Source organism: Dyadobacter sp. CY356, assembly GCF_021440195.1.
Taxonomy (GTDB): domain Bacteria; phylum Bacteroidota; class Bacteroidia; order Cytophagales; family Spirosomataceae; genus Dyadobacter.
The window spans coordinates 45,506-64,301 of sequence record NZ_JAJTSZ010000010.1 but is presented as its reverse complement, the minus strand read 5'-3'; the positions used below and the strand labels follow the sequence as shown (position 1 = coordinate 64,301).

18 protein-coding genes are annotated in these 18,796 nt (G+C 41.2%); 10 read left to right on the top strand and 8 right to left on the bottom strand.

From position 1 onward, the window contains the following. Positions 1 to 8: 8 nt before the first annotated feature. Together LXL81_RS25340 and LXL81_RS25335 are read right to left on the bottom strand one after the other, a co-directional pair. Positions 9 to 374: a hypothetical protein gene (locus LXL81_RS25340; RefSeq protein ID WP_234650195.1), complete on the bottom strand. Its 366-nt coding sequence runs from the start codon at positions 372 to 374 to the stop codon at positions 9 to 11. A gap of 210 nt (positions 375 to 584) precedes the next feature. Further along, positions 585 to 959 (bottom strand): helix-turn-helix domain-containing protein, encoded by a 375-nt coding sequence (locus tag LXL81_RS25335; protein ID WP_234650193.1) that lies wholly within the window; start codon positions 957 to 959, stop codon positions 585 to 587. Between the two features lie 223 nt (positions 960 to 1,182). Between LXL81_RS25335 and LXL81_RS25330 the strand changes: the two genes are divergently transcribed. Both LXL81_RS25330 and LXL81_RS25325 read left to right on the top strand, forming a co-directional pair. After that, positions 1,183 to 1,785, top strand: a complete 603-nt coding sequence (locus LXL81_RS25330; RefSeq protein ID WP_234650191.1) for an FMN-dependent NADH-azoreductase — start codon at positions 1,183 to 1,185, stop codon at positions 1,783 to 1,785. 124 nt (positions 1,786 to 1,909) lie between these two features. Next, positions 1,910 to 2,251: a nuclear transport factor 2 family protein gene (locus tag LXL81_RS25325; RefSeq protein WP_234650189.1), complete on the top strand. Its 342-nt coding sequence runs from the start codon at positions 1,910 to 1,912 to the stop codon at positions 2,249 to 2,251. Between the two features lie 110 nt (positions 2,252 to 2,361). On the opposite strand, the gene LXL81_RS25320 is transcribed toward LXL81_RS25325, so the two are convergent. Next, entirely contained in the window at positions 2,362 to 2,820 is a 459-nt protein-coding gene (locus tag LXL81_RS25320) for a hypothetical protein (RefSeq protein ID WP_234650186.1), read from the bottom strand. Between the two features lie 166 nt (positions 2,821 to 2,986). Between LXL81_RS25320 and LXL81_RS25315 the strand changes: the two genes are divergently transcribed. Together LXL81_RS25315 and LXL81_RS25310 are read left to right on the top strand one after the other, a co-directional pair. After that, complete coding sequence (locus tag LXL81_RS25315) at positions 2,987 to 3,436, top strand: response regulator (RefSeq protein WP_234650183.1); 450 nt, start codon at positions 2,987 to 2,989, stop codon at positions 3,434 to 3,436. A 141-nt stretch (positions 3,437 to 3,577) separates the two neighbouring features. Next, a complete protein-coding gene (locus LXL81_RS25310; RefSeq protein WP_234650182.1) occupies positions 3,578 to 4,444 on the top strand; it encodes a response regulator in 867 nt (288 codons plus the stop codon). A 1-nt stretch (position 4,445) separates the two neighbouring features. On the opposite strand, the gene LXL81_RS25305 is transcribed toward LXL81_RS25310, so the two are convergent. Together LXL81_RS25305 and LXL81_RS25300 are read right to left on the bottom strand one after the other, a co-directional pair. Beyond that, the gene (locus tag LXL81_RS25305; protein WP_234650180.1) at positions 4,446 to 6,572 is read right to left on the bottom strand and encodes a cation:proton antiporter; all 2,127 of its coding nucleotides are present in this window, start codon (positions 6,570 to 6,572) and stop codon (positions 4,446 to 4,448) included. Between the two features lie 3 nt (positions 6,573 to 6,575). Next, positions 6,576 to 7,157, bottom strand: a complete 582-nt coding sequence (locus tag LXL81_RS25300; RefSeq protein ID WP_234650178.1) for a hypothetical protein — start codon at positions 7,155 to 7,157, stop codon at positions 6,576 to 6,578. A 495-nt stretch (positions 7,158 to 7,652) separates the two neighbouring features. Here LXL81_RS25300 and LXL81_RS25295 point away from each other — a divergent pair, with 495 nt between their 5' ends. From LXL81_RS25295 to LXL81_RS29195, 5 genes are all read left to right on the top strand, one after another. Next, positions 7,653 to 8,081, top strand: coding sequence for a DUF4267 domain-containing protein (locus tag LXL81_RS25295; protein WP_234650177.1), 429 nt, complete (start codon positions 7,653 to 7,655; stop codon positions 8,079 to 8,081). A gap of 1 nt (position 8,082) precedes the next feature. Continuing rightward, complete coding sequence (locus LXL81_RS25290; RefSeq protein ID WP_234650174.1) at positions 8,083 to 8,562, top strand: DUF1772 domain-containing protein; 480 nt, start codon at positions 8,083 to 8,085, stop codon at positions 8,560 to 8,562. 80 nt (positions 8,563 to 8,642) lie between these two features. Beyond that, positions 8,643 to 9,218, top strand: a complete 576-nt coding sequence (locus LXL81_RS25285; protein ID WP_234650173.1) for a Crp/Fnr family transcriptional regulator — start codon at positions 8,643 to 8,645, stop codon at positions 9,216 to 9,218. 334 nt (positions 9,219 to 9,552) lie between these two features. After that, on the top strand, positions 9,553 to 10,650 hold the full coding sequence (locus tag LXL81_RS25280) for a glycosyltransferase family 4 protein (RefSeq protein ID WP_234650171.1): 1,098 nt from the start codon (positions 9,553 to 9,555) through the stop codon (positions 10,648 to 10,650). Further along, on the top strand, positions 10,640 to 11,743 hold the full coding sequence (locus tag LXL81_RS29195; RefSeq protein WP_234650169.1) for a glycosyltransferase: 1,104 nt from the start codon (positions 10,640 to 10,642) through the stop codon (positions 11,741 to 11,743). Before LXL81_RS25280 ends, LXL81_RS29195 begins: the two co-directional genes overlap by 11 nt. On the opposite strand, the gene LXL81_RS25270 is transcribed toward LXL81_RS29195, so the two are convergent. Then, positions 11,722 to 12,540 (bottom strand): glycosyltransferase family 2 protein, encoded by an 819-nt coding sequence (locus tag LXL81_RS25270; RefSeq protein ID WP_234650167.1) that lies wholly within the window; start codon positions 12,538 to 12,540, stop codon positions 11,722 to 11,724. The genes LXL81_RS29195 and LXL81_RS25270 overlap by 22 nt on opposite strands. A 206-nt stretch (positions 12,541 to 12,746) precedes the next feature. On the opposite strand from LXL81_RS25270, the gene LXL81_RS25265 reads away from it, so the two are divergent. Beyond that, positions 12,747 to 13,193, top strand: coding sequence for a response regulator (locus LXL81_RS25265; protein WP_234650165.1), 447 nt, complete (start codon positions 12,747 to 12,749; stop codon positions 13,191 to 13,193). A 129-nt stretch (positions 13,194 to 13,322) separates the two neighbouring features. Here the strand turns inward: LXL81_RS25265 and LXL81_RS25260 are convergent, their stop codons facing one another. Together LXL81_RS25260 and LXL81_RS25255 are read right to left on the bottom strand one after the other, a co-directional pair. Next, positions 13,323 to 14,768: a SusD/RagB family nutrient-binding outer membrane lipoprotein gene (locus tag LXL81_RS25260; protein WP_234650162.1), complete on the bottom strand. Its 1,446-nt coding sequence runs from the start codon at positions 14,766 to 14,768 to the stop codon at positions 13,323 to 13,325. A 41-nt stretch (positions 14,769 to 14,809) separates the two neighbouring features. Further along, a complete protein-coding gene (locus tag LXL81_RS25255; protein WP_234650160.1) occupies positions 14,810 to 18,013 on the bottom strand; it encodes a SusC/RagA family TonB-linked outer membrane protein in 3,204 nt (1,067 codons plus the stop codon). Between the last annotated feature and the right edge of the window lie 783 nt (positions 18,014 to 18,796).

Here is an 18,796-nt window from a genome sequence, read left to right as displayed (position 1 = left end):
ACCAATCCCTATTTCTTTTCCTTTACTGCATTCACTGCAAAGTCACCATACTGTGTTGAAACCGCGCCAGTCAGCGAATCACCTTTTTGATTCAATGTATATTTAATTGAACCGCCGTCAAAATCCGTTGAAAATGTCACTTTTCCCTGATCAATAACCAGGTTTTTCATTTGTTGCTTTTCCGACTGACCAGTATATCCTACTGTTTTACCATCTTTTTCTTCAAAGACAAAAAAGCCTGTTTCATATTCCGGTGGAACGTCCGAAATCTTATATGCCCAGGTACCCAAAATGTCGTTGGCAGTTATCCGTTGCGCCGCAACAGAAAAGATGCAAACGGCAACAATAATCATTGATAGGAACTTTGTTTTCATCTTTTAAAAATTAATTGTTATAAAAATCAAAAAGTTAAATGATTTAAAGTAATGCGGTCCGGCTGTTGTTCGAGCTTAATTTAGATTGTCCAAAGAGCAATAAAAAACCTGGTCAACCAACGATTTTCAATAATACTAAAATCATTTTGCAATTAAGTTAAATAAAGATAAAATATAATTTAACATTTATTAATATAGCCGGTAATCGGTTTAGTGCACCCGCATACTTTGCTTAACCTTTTCACGGTGCTGCCCACCCCAGGCACTTAATTCTCTCATTACATTTTGTAAAGTCCGGCTGTAATCAGTTGCCTGATAAATAATAGTAACAGGGGTAGTCGGGTATACCGTGCGCGTAATAAAATCATTCAGTTCCAAATGTTTTAATTCCTTCGCCAGTATCTTGGAAGATATACCTACGACCTCATTCTGGATCTCGTTAAATCGCTTTGAGGACTGCACCAGACTCAGGATCAAAGGAAGCTTCCATTTTCCGTTAAGCACGTAAAGCGCATCAATTACATTTTTCAAAGATCCCGCGCATTCTGCGATGCCCGGGAAAGTGTCATTTACTTCATTTTTCATGGCTGCAAAGATAAGCACTTACCCAAAAGTAACCGCTTTCCTTTGGGAAAGTACTAACCTTTGATCACCTGGTAATCATACATTTGTCTATGATTATCTAGGTGCAGAAAAGCACAACCGAAGCAAAAAAGTATCGTTTTCAAGGCTCAATAGAGCGCGGTAAATACATGGTGTGTTACCCCGGAAATCTTAAAATTATATCCAATTAAAATTTAACTTTTTTATGAAACGCATCCTTCATTTAATTTCAAGTCTGCAAGGAAACCAATCTTACAGCATCAAACTCGGTCATGCCATTATTGAAAAAATCCAGGATAAATATCCTGGCAGTACCGTTGAAGAACTGAATCTGGCAGATAATGAAATTCCGCATCTTAGCCCTGGTGTGCTCCCGACATTTTTTATCCCAGCTGACCAGCTGACCACCGAGCAAAAAGAAGCCATACGTATCTCAGATGAACTTGTCAGACAACTATTGGAATCGGATATTATCGTTGTGGGCGCCCCGCTCTACAATTTTACGATTCCATCATCTTTAAAGGCCTGGATCGATCATATTACAAGGGCGGGGATTACGTTTGGGTATGGAGAAAACGGCCCGGTCGGGAAAGTGACAGGAAAAAAAGTTTATGTGGCGATGTCCTCAGGAGGTATTTTTTCAGAGGGTCCCGGAAAGGCTAATGATTTTGTTGCCCCTTATCTAAAAAATTTCCTTGGCTCGCTGGGTATGACAGATCTTTCGGTCTTCCGGGCTGAGGGTGTAAAACTAACAGGGATAAAAGAACATGCAATGAAAAAAGCAATTGACAGTATCAGCATCGATTAATATTTCCATCCGTTGAGCGGTTCTCAAGATGTTCCTACATATTCTCAAGACATGCTGACGTGCAACGACATAGATCATGTTTAGTTTTGTTCGATCTATTCATTATTCTTAACGATTTGTAAATATGGACTTTGAAAAAAACCTTACCGGCCTCTATCAGGATTTTAATGACAGAAATATTGATGCGGTACTTGCACTTTTTCATACCAATGTAAAATGGCCCAACGGATGGGAAGGAGGTTATATGCAGGGGCTTGATGATGTCAGGGCATATTGGCTGCGCCAGTGGAGTGAGATTGATCCGAAGGTGATGCCAGTCTCCTTTCAAATAAAACCTGACGGGCGGATTGCGGTAGATATTCATCAGGTTATAAAGGATCTAAATGGTCAGCTGCTCAGCGACAGCCATGTCGTTCATACCTACACCATTAAGGAAGGGAAAGTGACAGCAATGGAAATTGAATAAATATATTTTAGCAATTTTAATGCAGACAAATTCAGTCAGAATCATTTTCCGGATTTTTTCCGGAAAATGATTTCTGGCTTTTCACGAGATTACGTTCTAAATCAGTGGTCTCAGTTATATGAATGGCTTTTGCGCGAGGATTTTATTAGCCTGATGTATTCTGTTATACTTCCCCAGATCACCATGATTCCTACCCCTGCAATCATCACAAACATAAATGCCAGATGACGGACGCGCCCGGATGCTGGCATAACAGCCCTGTCAGTTGCCTTATCAAATGAGACAGCAACGCTGTCCACTCCTGCAAGACTTCGGAAAGACTTTCTGCCGATTGAAAGTTTGTAGATTTTACCCTTGTACACCGCATCAATTTTATCAGGGTTTTTAAGTGTTCCCATCCCTTTGATTCTGTCAATAATTTTCATGCAAACCACAGGACTACTGCGCGCTATCTGGTCATCTGAGGCAGCATCTTTATATAACATGTAGTCAGCAAAAAGAAGTAAAATCCCCAATAGAAGCATGAGCGAAACACCAAACCATCCAAATTGAACACGATTGAAAGTCATAAACTTCGGTTTTAATCAAATAAATAAAACGCTGCGTCCTATCGAAACTACCGGATTTTACAGGAGTAAAAATTACGTTTAATAAATTAATCGGTCAGAGACATAATCAAACCCCGTTGTGGCTTGATTATTTTATAAAAAATTTGAAACCGAACGTTACAAACCGATGAATAAAAACGGAGAAATAATAATCATTGAAGATGATGAGGATGATCAATTTCTTTTAGAAGAGGTTTTCACTGTACTTAACTACCCAAATAAAAGAAAATATTTCCCTGATGGCGTGGCAGCCCTGGATTACCTTCACGAGGAGAGTTCATCACCTTTTATAATACTTTCTGACATTAATCTTCCCAAACTTAACGGGATGGAGCTCAGAAATAAATTGCACACTGATGCAGAATTAAAACTAAAATGTATCCCCTATCTTTTCTTCTCGACAGCCTTAAACCAGCAGATCGTTATTGATGCTTACAGTACTTCCGCACAAGGTTTTTTTGTGAAACAAACATCATTTGAAGATATGCTGGATACCATAAAAGTGATTATGGAATATTGGACAAAATGCGCTGCACCAAACAATTTTCAAAGTTCGGGTCAGGTAAAACAGGATTAAGAAGCAAGCGATAGGATCAATAGGAATACTTTTAACTTTATTGCAAGAAAAAAGACTTACCTTACATTAGGTCTTATTGCATCTTTGCTGCATATAAACCCGGAATTCTCCGGGCCATGGACACATTTTACTTCGACGGGTATGAATAGCGGGAAGACGATCTACATTGTAGATGATGACGATGATGACCGGATGCTGGCTCGGGAAGCACTAGAAAATGTGATTGATAAGGTAGAAATTATTGAAGTACTTGACGGCCAGGATTTAATTGATTTATTAAAACTCAGGGCCAATAGCTCAGAGCCTTTCCTGATCATGCTTGATATCAATATGCCTCGCATGAATGGTATGGAAACGCTTGCCAGGATCAGGTCTGATCCGGATAACGAGTACATACCAGTCATCATGTTTTCTACTTCAACTGATCCAAGGCATGTAAAAAATGCATACAAAATCGGTGTTAATGCCTACCTGAAAAAGCCAGTCTCAATTATTGACTACACGCATATGGCCGAGTCGGTCAATGTGTGTTTCTTAAATAATTACCCTTCCTCTCTGATCGAATTGCCATTAAAAAAAGCCAGGACAAAGTCAATTCTTGTCATTGAAGATCATCCCGAGCATTGGGAGCTTATGCGCGCTGCATTACGTCAAAGTATGCCCTATGCCGCCATCACAAGAATGAAGGATAGTGAGAGCACACTAAGATTTCTTGAAAACGAATGGCACCAGATGGCAAGGCAACCACAACTCATCCTGATGGATATGTGTATCCCAAACAGAGAGCAAGGACTGGAACTGCTCGCAAAAATCAGAAAATTTTTAAGAGATAATAACCTGTCTACGGTTCCCATCATTATTTTCAGTAACTCCGCACATCAGGATGATATCAAGGCCTGTTACCAGCGTCAGGCCAACGCTTATATAACCAAACCCAGAGATCTGAACGATTCGTTATCTTATTTTAAAAGCCTGAATGAATTCATCTGGGATACCTATGTTGAATAGTCTAACGGGAAAAAATTCTGCTGATCAGCTGCCCTATTTCAACAAAATCATCATGATTGCTGACTGATCTTTTCTCCTGATCTGATTCGATAGTCAGACAGTAAGGGAAGATCAGAATAAAGTTGTTTTGTGTAACATACTGGTTTAAAAAACCGGGAGTTGTGCCCATTTCAGCAGAGTAGGAAATCATCCCCCGCCTGGCCATCAATATAATCAGGCCCTCATTCTTCGGCATATTTTTGGCAGCCAGTTCAGCATCCTGCCATGATACGACCGGATGAAGCGATAATTCAATACTTGATTTTTTAACAACCTTTTGCAGGATATCAATAATGGTTTCATCGGCATAAAAACTCATCTGAGCACCTGAATTCCGTGCAATATTCCATACCCTGAGAAGCGCACTGAAAAACCCTGCCTCCTTTTCTGCATTTGCCGGTATTAAAATGATATATCGCTTTACAGTTGCAATAGGCTGAGCCGCATGATAGATGATCGTATTAACCTGATCATTCTGAAGGTATCCATTGTATAAGTTATGAACAAAAGAAGGTGTCAGGCCCTGGTCAGGCTGCAAGGCAATTAACAGATCAGTAATCTCCTGTTCTTTAATGACATTACCGATACCGGTCGCCACATCGTTATCATAGCGTGTTAGCGGTTGAATGTTCACATCTGCTGCCGCAGCCGTGTCCACAGCGATATGTAGTGTCTTTTTTGCATTCCTTACAGATGATTCATTTTTTTCGCTGTTGATCACATTTAGTGCAAACAGCCGGTTGTTGTTGTGTGCCGCTTTGATCAAAAGCCCCAGATTGACAAGTTTTTCTACCGTTTCTTCATAATTAACTGCAATCAATAGGTTCTCCTGTTCCCGGTTTATCCCTGAGGCCGTATCTTCCTGCTCACTTTCTGCAATCCGCTGTCCGCTTGCCATGGATACAAAAGAAGAAATGGTGCAGGATATCAAAATGAGCAGGATACTGCCATTTAAAACATGTTCGCTCAGCAGCCTTACCGCTTCACCTTCGGCAGTTTCTGAAACAATGATGTTGTATCCGACCATCACCGAAGCAAGCGTAGCAGCCGCAGAGGCCGAACTTAACCCGAAAATAAGACTTCCTTCGTCTTTGGTCAGCCGGAAAGTTTTCTGCGTCGCAATGGCCCCCAAGTATTTACCTCCAATGGAAGCTACCAGCATAACCGCCGCCACACCCAAAGTTTCAAGGCTTTTGAAAAAAACTTTAAAGTCTATAAGCATCCCAACGCTGATCAAAAAGAATGGAATGAAAATGGCATTACCAATAAATTCAACACGGTTCATCATCGAAGAGGCGTGCGGAATCAGCTTGTTCAGAGCCAGTCCTGCAAAAAAAGCGCCAATAATCGCTTCAATACCGGCAAGTTCTGCCAGTACAGATGCCATGTAAATCATCACCAAAACAAAAATATACTGCGAGATCTTGTCATCTACTTTTTTGAAAAACCAACGGCCGATCAAGGGAAAAACAAAAAGAACAGTTGCTCCAAATGCAAGCACAGATAAAGTCAGGCGTATCCAGAAAGCACTATTGACTTCTCCCTGCGTCATACCAACGACCACTGCCAGTACAAGAAGGGAAAGTACATCGGTGAGCATAGTGCCGCCAACGGTGATGTTTACCGAAAGATTTTTGGATATTCCCAGTTTGCTGATCATCGGATAGGCAATCAGCGTATGAGACGAAAAAAGACTTGCAAAAAGCACAGAGGTTAGCAACGAAAAGTGCAGGATGTAATAACCTCCTATAAATCCCAGGATGAAAGGTGCTGCAAATGTATAAGCCGTAAAGGTTATGCTCTTCCACTTATTTCTTTTAAAATCGCCCATATCAATTTCCAGTCCTGCCAGAAACATGATATAAAGCAGCCCGGTTGTACCGGTAACAACTACGCTGCTATCTCTTGCCAGAAGATTCAGCCCGTTCGGGCCTACTACCGCACCGGCAATCAGTAGTCCAAGCAAATGAGGGACTTTAATTTTATTGAGTAAAAGAGGCGCGCTCAAAATAATGATAAGTTCGAGCAGAAACTTTAATACCGGATCTTCAATCGGTAAAGTGCTGATATGAATATTAAGTGGCAGCATAAATCAGCGTTTGGTAGCGCGGGTAAGTTCAACAGAAAATTTTGCAGTACAGGCCTTGTTAACCTGAATCGTTTGCATACCTTTTAATAAGTCCGCATTGGCCTGGCCAAGATCCACATGGATGGCCAGATTTTTGGCGGCAGATGAATCGCTGGAAAAATGCAGTTTTATACCCGTGCTGTCATAGCTGGCCGAATAGATACGAACCAGGGTTCCGTCTTTATCTGAAACACGGGTAAAAAGCCCCGATGAATCACTTACAAATTCCCACTGATTGGCCCGCTGATCGCCAATGACATATTCGCTGCAATTGGATTCGCGGCATACCGACCGGCTGCTCCAAAGCCCGTGCAAAGATTCAGGCCAGCTCTTAATCATTACCGTATCTTTTTTGACGAGCAAGCTATCTCTTAATCTTATCAGTGCATTATAATCTGCCTGTTTTAGAGCGAAATCCTTTTCCCTTTTTGATATCGCCAGTTCCCGCTGGACCAGTAGCTGCTCCCGTTCCTGTTGATTGCTCTGGCAGCCGAAGGCAAAAACAAAGCATAACACAATAATTAAGATGGGTTTAGGTTGTATCATCGCTAATAAACGGGATTTGTAATTTTGTATTAAATCAATCTTCAAAAATGGAATTCTGGTTTTTGGTCACATCGGGGAAACAATAGATGCAATAAAATCCTGTGGCTAATATCTTTTTGTAGGTTAAAAACCTTGCCACGGTGACATATTTATTTCAAATTAAAAATGATCGGGTAGTTTCATTTACTGGTTTTTAATTGCAAATTGTTTCCTGACCGCATTAAAAACAGTATTTCCAGGTATTTCTTCGTCAAAATAAATATTAAAAAAATATCATTTAAAATTAAATTCCTTCATTATACGTGCTTTTAATGTGGTTCGGGTTAGAAGGATTTAACACGATTATTTCAGCCCGGCAATGTAAGGCATTCATTGAAAGGCTGGTGGAACAAATCAAATTACAACACTTCTTTCTGCCAGGAATCATTTATTAACCCAGGTGAACGATTCGCAGTTTTTTATATAGGATTTTTGCATATCAAAAATCTAGAAAATATGAAAACACAGATCAGTCAGCATTCCTGGGGAATAAAATCAGTGTCGTTTTGGAGTGTGCTTCTTTTGGCATCGGCCATAATCTTCATTGGAATTCGTTTCATAATCCACCCGCAAACCGGAGCGTTGGGATATGGCATTGCTTTTGAAAATAACAGCGATGTTGCTTATGGACAAATCAAAGGTATCCGCGATATTTTTTCGGGCATTGTACTTTTACCGCTTCTATGGATGCGGATGCGTAAGGCCGTTGCATGGGTTTTTACCGCCTCAATTGTCGTTCCGGCTTTTGATTTTCTGATCATTTTATTTTACAATGGAAGCAGCGATGCCGCTCATTTGCTGATCCATGGTATAACCGCCCTGGTCATGGCCACCACCAGCTTTCTTTTGTTTTACGGCCTTCTCCACCAATCAAAAAACAACTAATATGAATACTGCCATTATAAGTCAGATACTACTGACGATCGCAATTTTAAGTACAGGTGTGATCTATGGAACAGATATGTTTCATGCGGTTGTGGTCAGAAAAGCCACTGCTTTAAGTAAAGACAGTTCACTGATTGACCTAATCGGACACACACATTTGGTTGCAGATAAACGCATGCCGGCCTTTGGAATTACCAGCATCGTGACCACATTGATTTGTGCTATCATCAATTTTGTAAACGTATATACATTGGGTTTACTTTGTGCAGCCCTTTTCATGCTGTTATCTCATCTTAACATATACATGAATGTTGCAAAGCCTGTTAATCAAATGATGTCAGAAGCTGCGGTAAAAAACAGTTATCCGGATAATATCCGGGCGCTGCAAATCCGCTGGGAAAGTGTGATAAATTACAGAGCTGCATTTTTAACTGCCGCCATGCTTTTATTGATTTTAAGCGTGATAATCTGTGGAAATTAGGAAACTACTTTTTCAATGTATTATCTTGAAGCGCACAAATTTAAATGTTGAAGAGTTGCCTGAGTAACTGGTTTAATTTTATGGAGCTTTTGATTAAAACAATTAAAGATCAGATTGAAACAACAGAGAAAGATATTCTCGTTATTGAAAGTCTGTTTCATAAAAAGTTGCTAAAAAAAGGCGGGCATCTTCTTTCGGCAGGCGAAGTTTGCAGAAATATTATCTTTATTGAGCGTGGCCTGGTCAGGTATTATACCAACAATGATGGTGTAGAACAAACGCATTATTTTAATAAAGAAGGTGAATTTGTTTGTGATTATATAAGTTTTTTACCACAAGTCCCATCCACAGTCAATATACAGGCACTGGAAGATACGGTCGTTTATCAAATCAGTTCGGAAGGGATCCAGCAGTTTTATCGCCAGGTAACAAACGGTGAAAAGTTTGGCCGCCTGGCCATTGAATACGTTTTTGTCAATGTAATTGGCCAGGTGGTCTCCCTATACACCGACACACCGGATAACCGGTATCTGAAATTTCTATCTGAATATCCTGACCTTGTTCAAAGAATCCCGCAATATTATATCGCCGGCTATGTAGGTGTCAAAGCTCCCTCGCTTAGCCGTATCCGGAAAAGACTGGCTGCAAAACGTTAAAATCTCCACCCGACAGTGACTGATCGTTGTTACCGATCACTGTACTGATGCGCTTCCCAAATATCACAGTTTATATTTCAAGAAAAACGGGATACTTAATCCTGCCTCCGTTTCAACATATAAGACCTCGGCTTCGTAAAGCAAAGTCTGTTTAACCTGGGTATCGGTTTAAACAGACTTTGCTTTACTTATTGAATCAGTACTAATAAACACAGAAATACAAAAACCGGGTAAACTCTGAGGTACAATTTTTTACTATACGTTACAAGACTACAACATTCCACACTTAAAACTTAATCTTACTTGCCATCAACAAACCTTTACTCGATCTGTTATGAAAATTGGAATTATTGCACATTTGAAATACCCTATTTCAAAGCCTTTCCAGGGCGGACTGGAAGCATTTACCTATGATATTTGCCAACGACTTCTTGCAAGAGGTCATGATGTATTGCTTTATGCATGTGCTGCCTCAGATCCGATTCTAAATGTCCGTCCCATTTTATCCGAGCAGGACCACAACCCTATTGTATCATCAGAGTTTACTTCCAGGGAGCTTTGCATGGAGTTTGTAGCCACCCATCATGCGTACGTTGAACTGATGCAGCAGATTGATAATGACGAACTGGATATCATTTTCAATAACAGTCTGAACTACGTGCCCATCATGATGGCAGCACTGGTATCGGCTCCTATGGTCACGGTGCTGCACACACCACCGATCTTTGAGCTGAAAAACGCCATTCGCCAGGAGCAGAGTTACAAAAAAATAAAATACATATCCGTATCTGCTACCAATGCCGACAACTGGAAAGCCTATGCGCCTGATTGCGGGGTAATCCCAAATGGCGTTGATCTGGAACACTGGAAATATTATCCTGAAAACAATAAGGAATATGTGATGTGGTTTGGCCGGATCCATCCCGACAAAGGCCTTCACCTGGCCATTCAGGCTGTGAAGCTCGCCGGAAAAAAAATGAAAATAGCAGGTGCTATCAGCGATGAGTTTTATTACCGCGAACACATTGTCCCGCTGTTTGATGAATCAATTGAATTTGTGGGGCACTGCGATCACAATATGCTCAATGAGCTGATTGGTAATGCTGAACTTAGTTTGATAACACCGTGCTGGGAAGAGCCATTTGGCCTGGTGGTGGCAGAATCTCTGGCATGCGGAACGCCGGTTGCCGGCATAGCACGTGGAGCTTTGCCTACATTGGTATGTGAGAAAACAGGTTGCCTTTCAATGGGTAATGACATCGAAGACCTTGCTGAAAAAATCCTTTTGGCTGCTAAATTAAACAGAAAGGATTGTCGTGACAGGGCCGAAAAATATCTGGATGTTGAGATAATGACTGATCGCTATGAGGAATTATTTGAACAACTGGTCGAAAATACAAATTCAGTTAAATTGACTTCCAGTGAAAACTAACTTCGCATTTTATATCCATCACCATGGATCGGGCCATCTGATGCGTTCAATCGCCATCGCCAGGCAGTTGAAGGATGCTCATGTAACCTTTCTTGGTACGGACTTAAAACGTTTCAGGCAAATAATTCCGGCAGATATCAATTGTATGCACTTACCAAAGGATACTATTGCCCAGTCGGATCTATATGCCCAAACACGCGGGCTGGATTTTATTCATTACGCACCATTAAACGTTCAGACCATACCTGAACGCAACGAGCTAATCATCAGGGCATTAAGATTATCATATCCAGCCCTGCTGATTGTTGATGTATCTGTGGAAATAGCGATGCTGGCTGCGCTCTGCGGCATACCTACTGTGGTTATCAGACAAAATGGAAAAAGAGATGATTTAGCGCATGTGCATGCTTATCAGGGTGCACAGCTGCTTATATCACCCGGACCGCAGAAGCTAATGGATCAGCCATCCAATGACTGGGTAAACGAGAAGACATTTTTTTCCGGCGGATTTTCTCGTTTTTCAGGTTTTACAATACCTTCGTCAAAAAGGTCAACAGGTAAGATCGCTGTTATTACAGGGGCCGGAGGAACCTCGATAGACCTTTCATTTTTAATCGAACTTGCTTCACAATGTCCGCAAAAAGCGATTGATGTTCTTGGAAATCTAACCGAACATGAACACGATTCTTTACCAAAAAATCTGTATTTTCATGGGTTGATAGAAAATCCGGTCAGCTTGCTGGCTGAGGCTGATGTTGTGATTGGAAACGCTGGTCATAATACGGTGATGGAAATGGCAGAATTAAACAAAAAGTTTATCTGCATCACCGAAGAGCGGCCCTTTGAAGAACAGATCTGTAAAGGCGCTTTACTAAAAGCCCACAATATGGCCATTGTCGTTTCCCACGAAAATCTTTCAACGTATGATTGGCAGGATTTAATTCTAAAAGCACAAAATCTTCCTGACAATTGCTGGGAAGGTGTGATCGATCCTGATGCTTTATCACTGATTGCGAAGCATCTTTTCTGTCAGTGGGATATGCTTTTCACAAGAAAAAAAACCGGTACAAATCAGACTTTGAGCGCCAGCTGAATTTCGTGCTCGTCGGGTGAACGGAGAATTGTAATATTATCATCTTCCCAACGAATCAGCTCCAAAGCTTCGAATTTTTTAAGCCATCCGCCCATCGGCCAGTGTTTCCATTTGGAATAAAACCGCAGTGCATTTTTTACTATGTCCTTAAAATGATTCAGAGGCGGATCATAACTCGGATGATACTGATGATAAACCACGGACATGGAAGATTCTATTGGCACACCGGCCTCTCTGGCTGAAAATGAAAAGTCTGTATCCTCTGCCCCATAACCCTGAAAACCCAGATCAAATCCACCAATACGATCATAGGTTTTTTTATTGCAGGCAAAGTTTAAAGACCAAAACAATTCATAACTCATCTGATCAATATTACTTCTGACAGGATCAGGTGTGCTTAACGCATCGAGTTTTTCTAAAAAACCAGGCGTTTGGGTAGCAGACTTTTTAAGATACCTTACCTGTCCGGCCCAAAGTTTATTGCTGGCTAAAAAGGACTCCGAATAAATCCGGATAAGATTGCCAGCCGGGACGCAGTCAACATCGATAAAGATCATATTCTCGGAAGCTGACATTTGCCTGGCAAAATTACGGGCTTCTGCCAGTGGTAATGCAACATCAGACCAAAGCTCAAAACTGCGGACAGCAAACAGATCCGATTTCAGATCTGATTTCTTTTCATTCATATGCACCACAACCAGTTCCTGCGGTAAAGTGGTATTCAATTCCAGGCCTTTCAAAAGATTAACCAGGGCCGGCAGACGGGATTTAACAATAGTTAAAACAGAAATAGACATTTTGATAATTCAGATCATTGTAAACCAGAACTTGCCTGATCAGGGTTGACGATATTTTTTTGTTTAAATGATCAATACAAAATATGTTCCACCATCAGTGCATGACTAAAACCTTTAACGGAACAATCCCGCTGAAATCCTGATTAAGTTTCGGAACTTGTTTTAATTTTAGTACTTTTATTACTGCCAATCTAGCTCAACATCATTTGGACATTTTCACACAATCATTCAGTTTACAGACCCTCAACATATTGCTGGCCGAAGATGACAGTGAGGATGTTCTGGTTTTCAAGGAAGTTATCTCTGACTTTCAAATTACAATAAATCTGCACGTTGCCAAAGATGGTGTTGAAGCCATCAGACTGCTGACGACGCTGCAAAATATTGACATCGTTTTTCTTGATATTAATATGCCCCTGATGAATGGATTGGAATGCCTGACCGAAATACGTAAACAGTCATTGCCCGTTTCTGTGATCATGCTGTCCACTTCCAATACTGATTACCATGTATCTCAGTCTAAAATATTGGGAGCCAATGGTTACATCACCAAACCTGCATCTATGGACCAATACAGACAGACCATTAAGGATGTAATTACTACCGACTGGACAGAAGAGCAGTCCGATTTTTATTTCGATTCGCCTCAATAAGCTGCGGGATTAAACATCCGCAAATAAAAATCTCAGCCAACAGTTTTTATTTATTTTACTAAATAAAAGCTGGTGCCTGAGATTTTTTAATATGACAGGACGGTGCTAACCCGTCCCTGCATTGCCATATTACTGCGCGTCAAACCAGAGTTTGGTCGTTAATTTATCTTCACCCTGGCTGGCTACCGCAGCTTTGTAGTTTGCAAGGTTTAAAGCCTGCTCGCCGGTTGGATAGGTTAATCTTACAGGAAACTTCCCCCCGAGCACACCAGCATAAGCAGGTTTTAGCTGAGGATAATCCAGTCTTCTCCATTCTGCGTAAGCTTCCGGACCCTGGCTAAATAAGGCGAGCCATTTTTGATCCCCAATTGATTTTTTATAATTTAAAGGATCATAGGCCACAGCGGGCTGCGCCAGGTAAAGTGCGATATCGGCACTGCCTACCTTGAATTGCTGCAAAGAAGCCGTGACTGCTTTTTGATATAAAACAGCCGCATTCTCAGAAATAAAACCTCTTTGAGCCGCTTCTGCCAGATTAAATAAAACCTCAGCATAACTTAAAAATACGGCTGGAGAGCTCGCGGCGGTAAAGTAATCACCAAGTTTTGACGTTTTTGTAAAGCCGAGCTTTGCAGCGGAATCAGCTGGCAAACCATTGGTGACACCGACATAACCCAAAGGGGTTGTATCGACGGTTTTATTAGCAAAAACAGCCAGACGTGGATCTTTTAATTCCAGAAGTTTGTCAATGACGGCTTTACTCACGCGGTAATCGTCACGTGTTTCGCGGTCTTTTGAAACAGGATTCTGATTCGGGGAACTCAGATAAACCAGCTGTGCAATCTCCTCATTACCCGCGATCAGCTGTGAAGGATCAGCTGCTAATTCAGCGATCACTGATTTTGCAGTAGCAGGATCTTTGTCAGCTATCCTTAAAGCAATCCTGAGCCTGAGCGAACTGGCAAACTTTTTCCATTTGGTTAAATTCCCTCCGTATACCAGATCACCAGCAATCGGGTTTGAAGCTGTGTTGATCAGCTCACCAGCCTTTTTTAAATCAGCAAGCAGACCAATATAAACATCTTTTTGCGCGTCATATTTTGGTGTTAGATACTGCTCGATTTTTCCTGCCTGAGAATAAGGAATATCACCATACAGATCTGTTAACAGCTGGAAAGTCCACGATTTAAGGATCAAACCGACAGCCTGATAGTTGGTATTGCCAGACTTTTCTCCCAGTTCGATAATGGTCGCAAAATCAGTAAGCCCCTGTGAATAAAAATTAGTCCACACATTCTGGATATTAGTCAGACTGGCCGTGTATTTATCCGGGTCGGTATACTGGATTTTGGCCCAGTGCTGCACATACAATGTGGTTGTTTCCATACTTGCATCCGATCCCAGGATTATGTCCGCATTGGACTTGATTGCATTGGCCAGTAAATAATCAGGCTGTGCAATAATGGCCTCATTTGGATTTTTATTAATGTCTTCCAGATCGTCCGAGCAGCCTGTAAGCAATCCGGCTAAAACAAAGACAAAAGCACTTTTTAAAATGATATGTTTATTATTCATCGTTTCAATTATTAAAATGAGAGATCCGCTTTGCGAATAAATTAGAATCCTATGTTCAGGTTAAAACCGTAGGAACTGGTTGTCGGAAGCTGAAGTGATTCAAGCCCCTGTCCGGTATTGGCCGTACTGAACGCGGTTTCCGGATCTATGTTTGTTGCCTTTCTTTGCAGGAAGGCCAGATTGCGTCCATAAACAGATATAGTCACATTTTGCAATTTATATCTGCTTACCAAAGACTGTGGAATGGTATAGCCAAGTTTTACTTCCCTTAACTTGATAAAAGAAGCATCAAAAACACTGGCTTCGTTAATCCCGGCACTGTTGCTGTAAACACCTTTGTAATAACGCTCAGCCGAAACAATGGCTGTGTTTGGTTTACCATCCGCAGTATTGCCCTTCGCAATGATGCCGTCCTCGTATACAACCGCATTCCCGGGCGCAGAACCGCCGGCAGCCAACTGCACAGGTGCCGCAGCTTTGTTATTGCCTGGAAAATAGTAAGTCAAGCCTCCGTGTTCAGCATCTCTGCCTTCCAGCGTTTCAATCAGAACACCGGTATATTTTCCGGTTGCATTCGTTGCGGAATAAAGCGATCCGCCCTGTTTGGTATCGATCAGCACACTTAAATTAAATCCTTTAAAAGAAAACGAATTGGTTATGCCCCCTATCCATTTTGGCGTGTAATGGCCAAGTACTTTCAGATTTGCATCACGAACCGGCAGCCCGTTGGCTCCTATGATGATATCCCCTGCGGCATCCCTTGAAAAAGCAGTTCCAAAAATGGCACCATAGCCAAGCCCTTTGCTTGCATAAACAGCTGCTGAACCATTCGAACCCAGTTTATAGTCATTCAAAAAACCTTCATCATCCAAAGAAATCACCTTGGAAACGTTTTTTGAAAAGTTAATACCCACATCCCATTTAAAACCTGATGCTGTTTCAACCGGTTTTACGGTAAGCATCGCTTCGATGCCATGGTTATTGATATGGCCTGCGTTCAAAAGTTTTTGCTTGTAACCGGTTGTCGGACTTACATCGGCCTTTAAAATCTGGTTGTAACTATTGGTATTGTAATAACTAAAATCAAGTCGCGCCCGGTTTCTGAAAAAAGCCAGATCCAGTCCTATTTCTGTGGAACGGGTAATCTCCGGTTTTAAATTTGAATTTAACAGCACATCAGAAACCGTAAGTAGCGGGCTGCTGCCAAAGGGCTGATTGAAAGGATAGGTATTGATAAGCTGATATGGATCGGTATCTTTCCCAACTTCTGCCCAGCCACCGCGGATCTTTGCAAAGGTCAGCACGTTGCTTTTGATGTTAAACGCATCAGTGATTATAAAACTGGCATTAACCGAAGGATAAAAATAAGAATTATTACCAGCCGGAAGCGTTGAAGACCAGTCATTTCTTGCAGTAAGATTTAAAAAAGCATAGTTTCTGAAACCGATCTGAGCTGATGAAAATCCACTGTAAACCTTTTGTTTTCTTAGCAGATTATAAGATATCAATGCATCACGTGAGTTATTCAGCGTATAAAGATCACTTACAGCCAGCTTTGGTGCCTGCTGATAATTTTGTTCGTTGAAATTGCTTCTCAGACTTCCCCCCACAAGCCAGTCCACTTCAAAATCAGCTCCCAGTTTTTTATGCAGGTTGAAGTTAAAGTCCGTATTATTTTCATTTACAACATAACCATCCTCAGTATACGAACCGAATGGCGTACCATTGGTTCCGTATGCAACCTTGAATTTACGCTTGTCTGTATAAAAGTCATTACCGGTCCGCACAGTGGCAGTTAGCCAGTCGGTGATCTTGTAGTTCAGGTTTACATTACCAAAGAATCTGTCACGACGCTGCTGCACAGTATTTTCGTATTGCAGCAGATAAGGGTTGCTATAATAGCTATGGTTCCAGTTATAATCAAATCCGCCTTTGTTGTAATCTTTCAAAAGCCCGGTATCCACCTGACGTCCAAACCATAAGAATTGGAGCATAACGCTGCTGCCGCGACCGGATGTTCCGGGAAGATTATCTGATGCGGTGCGTATAAAATTAGCGCTTGTAGAAAGGGTGAGTTTATCGTTAATCCTGTAAGTGGAATTTACACCAAATGAATTTTTGGAAATGTCCGTGTTAGGTATAACGCCGGTCTGTTTGCTGTTGTTGAATGAAAAACGGAAATCAATTTTTTCATTTGATCCCGATACTGAAACACCAGTTGAACGGGTATGGCCTGTTTCAAAGAAATTTTTGACATTGTCCGGATGCGCTACAAAGGGAACAGCCTGGCCATTAGAGAAAAACTGCGGGATCAGACGACCGTCCATTTTAGGGCCCCAGCTCTCATCTGTGGCATCATTTATTCCGCCACCCTTTCCATCTTTGTATGAAAACTGTCCGCCTGTACCCTGGCCAAATACGTTCTGATATTTTGGCAGCACCAGAAGTTTGTCAAAGGTATAGCCGATATTAAGTGAGACGCCAAGACCTTTCTGCGCAGATCTTCCCGATTTGGTTTTTATCAAAATAACGCCATTGGAAGCTCTGGACCCATATAAAGCTGCGGCATTAGGCCCTTTCAGAACACTGATCGATTCAATATCAGAAGGGTTTATATCAGAAATTGCGTTTGCAAAATCCCGTGATCCGTTCGCACCTGCACCCAGTTGGGAATTATCTACCGGAATACCGTCTACAACAAAAAGAGGCTGATTATTGCCGGCGATCGAGGTCTCGCCACGAATAACGATCCGTGAAGAACCCATGCCTCCCTGACTATTGGTAATGTTGACACCGGCAATTTTCCCAGAAAGTGCATTGACAAGATTGCCTTCTCTTGCTTCGGCAAGGTCTTTGGTTTTAAGCTCCTGCACCGCATAACCAAGCGATTTTTTCTCTTTGGTGATCCCCAGGGCCGTAACAACAACTTCCTGAAGAATCGTATTATCACTTTCAAGGATCACATTCAGTTTCCCATCAGCAGGAACAAGCTGCTCCGTTGTTTTAAGACCAATAAAGGAAAACACCAGCGTTGCGCCAGGTACCGCCTGAAGTTCATAATTCCCTTCGGCATTGGTGGCCGTCCCGCGTGATGTGCCTTTTACTAAAATAGAAACTCCGGGCAAAACTTCATTTTCAACTTGTGATCTTACCTGACCGGTAACGGTTATGTCGCTCTGGGCTAAGACAGGACTGAGTGTCCCGGCGAAAAGTACCAGTAATAAATAGACTAGATTTTTTTTCATGTTTACAGTATGGATAAATGAATGGATGAAGCTTTCAGAAAAAATTATCCATGAGCTGTCTGGCCGGACCTTGGTCTTGCTAGATATAACGATCCGGAAATTTTATTTGAAGCAGGGTGAAAGTTGATCAGGTTCAACAGCGCTTGTGGCAGCCGGACTTGAAATAATTAGTAAGAAAATACTTGGAAGAAAATAAACAGGTGTTCATGGGTAAACTTGACTATTTAAAATTTGTTATGGATGAGTAGTAATCTAGTTAGTTGCTAGATTTAATATGCAAAAATAACTATTCCTTTCTTGTTTGCAAGAAAAATTCCGTCGGGCTAAATTTTTTAACATAACCAGGTAATATATCTTTTCCGCCCCCGAAGCTGGTTTGGAATCTATCTTTTATAAAAAGTAATTAAACGAAGTTGGCGCATCAGCTGAAAGATTAAAATAGTAATATTTCAATAATAAGATATCTTCAAACAAAAAATAGCACTCCGCTTTTAATCTCGTATAGGAACATAGGTTCCTGACCTGCCAGACAATAGATTCATAGGGTTTATACCGCGTGCAGCAGAACTGCCGCATAGTCAATCTATGATTCAAAAAAATTCAGGTGTTGCAATGACCAGTAAAAGTACAACTTGGAATAGTATAAATTTATATTCACAAAATAATGCTCTGAGATGCTTAAAATCAATTAATTAAAAAAAAATAAAAATTAATCCCTTACAGAATATGATAATTACCTAATTAAATGATTACTTTGAAAAAAATTACAAAATCAATTATCTG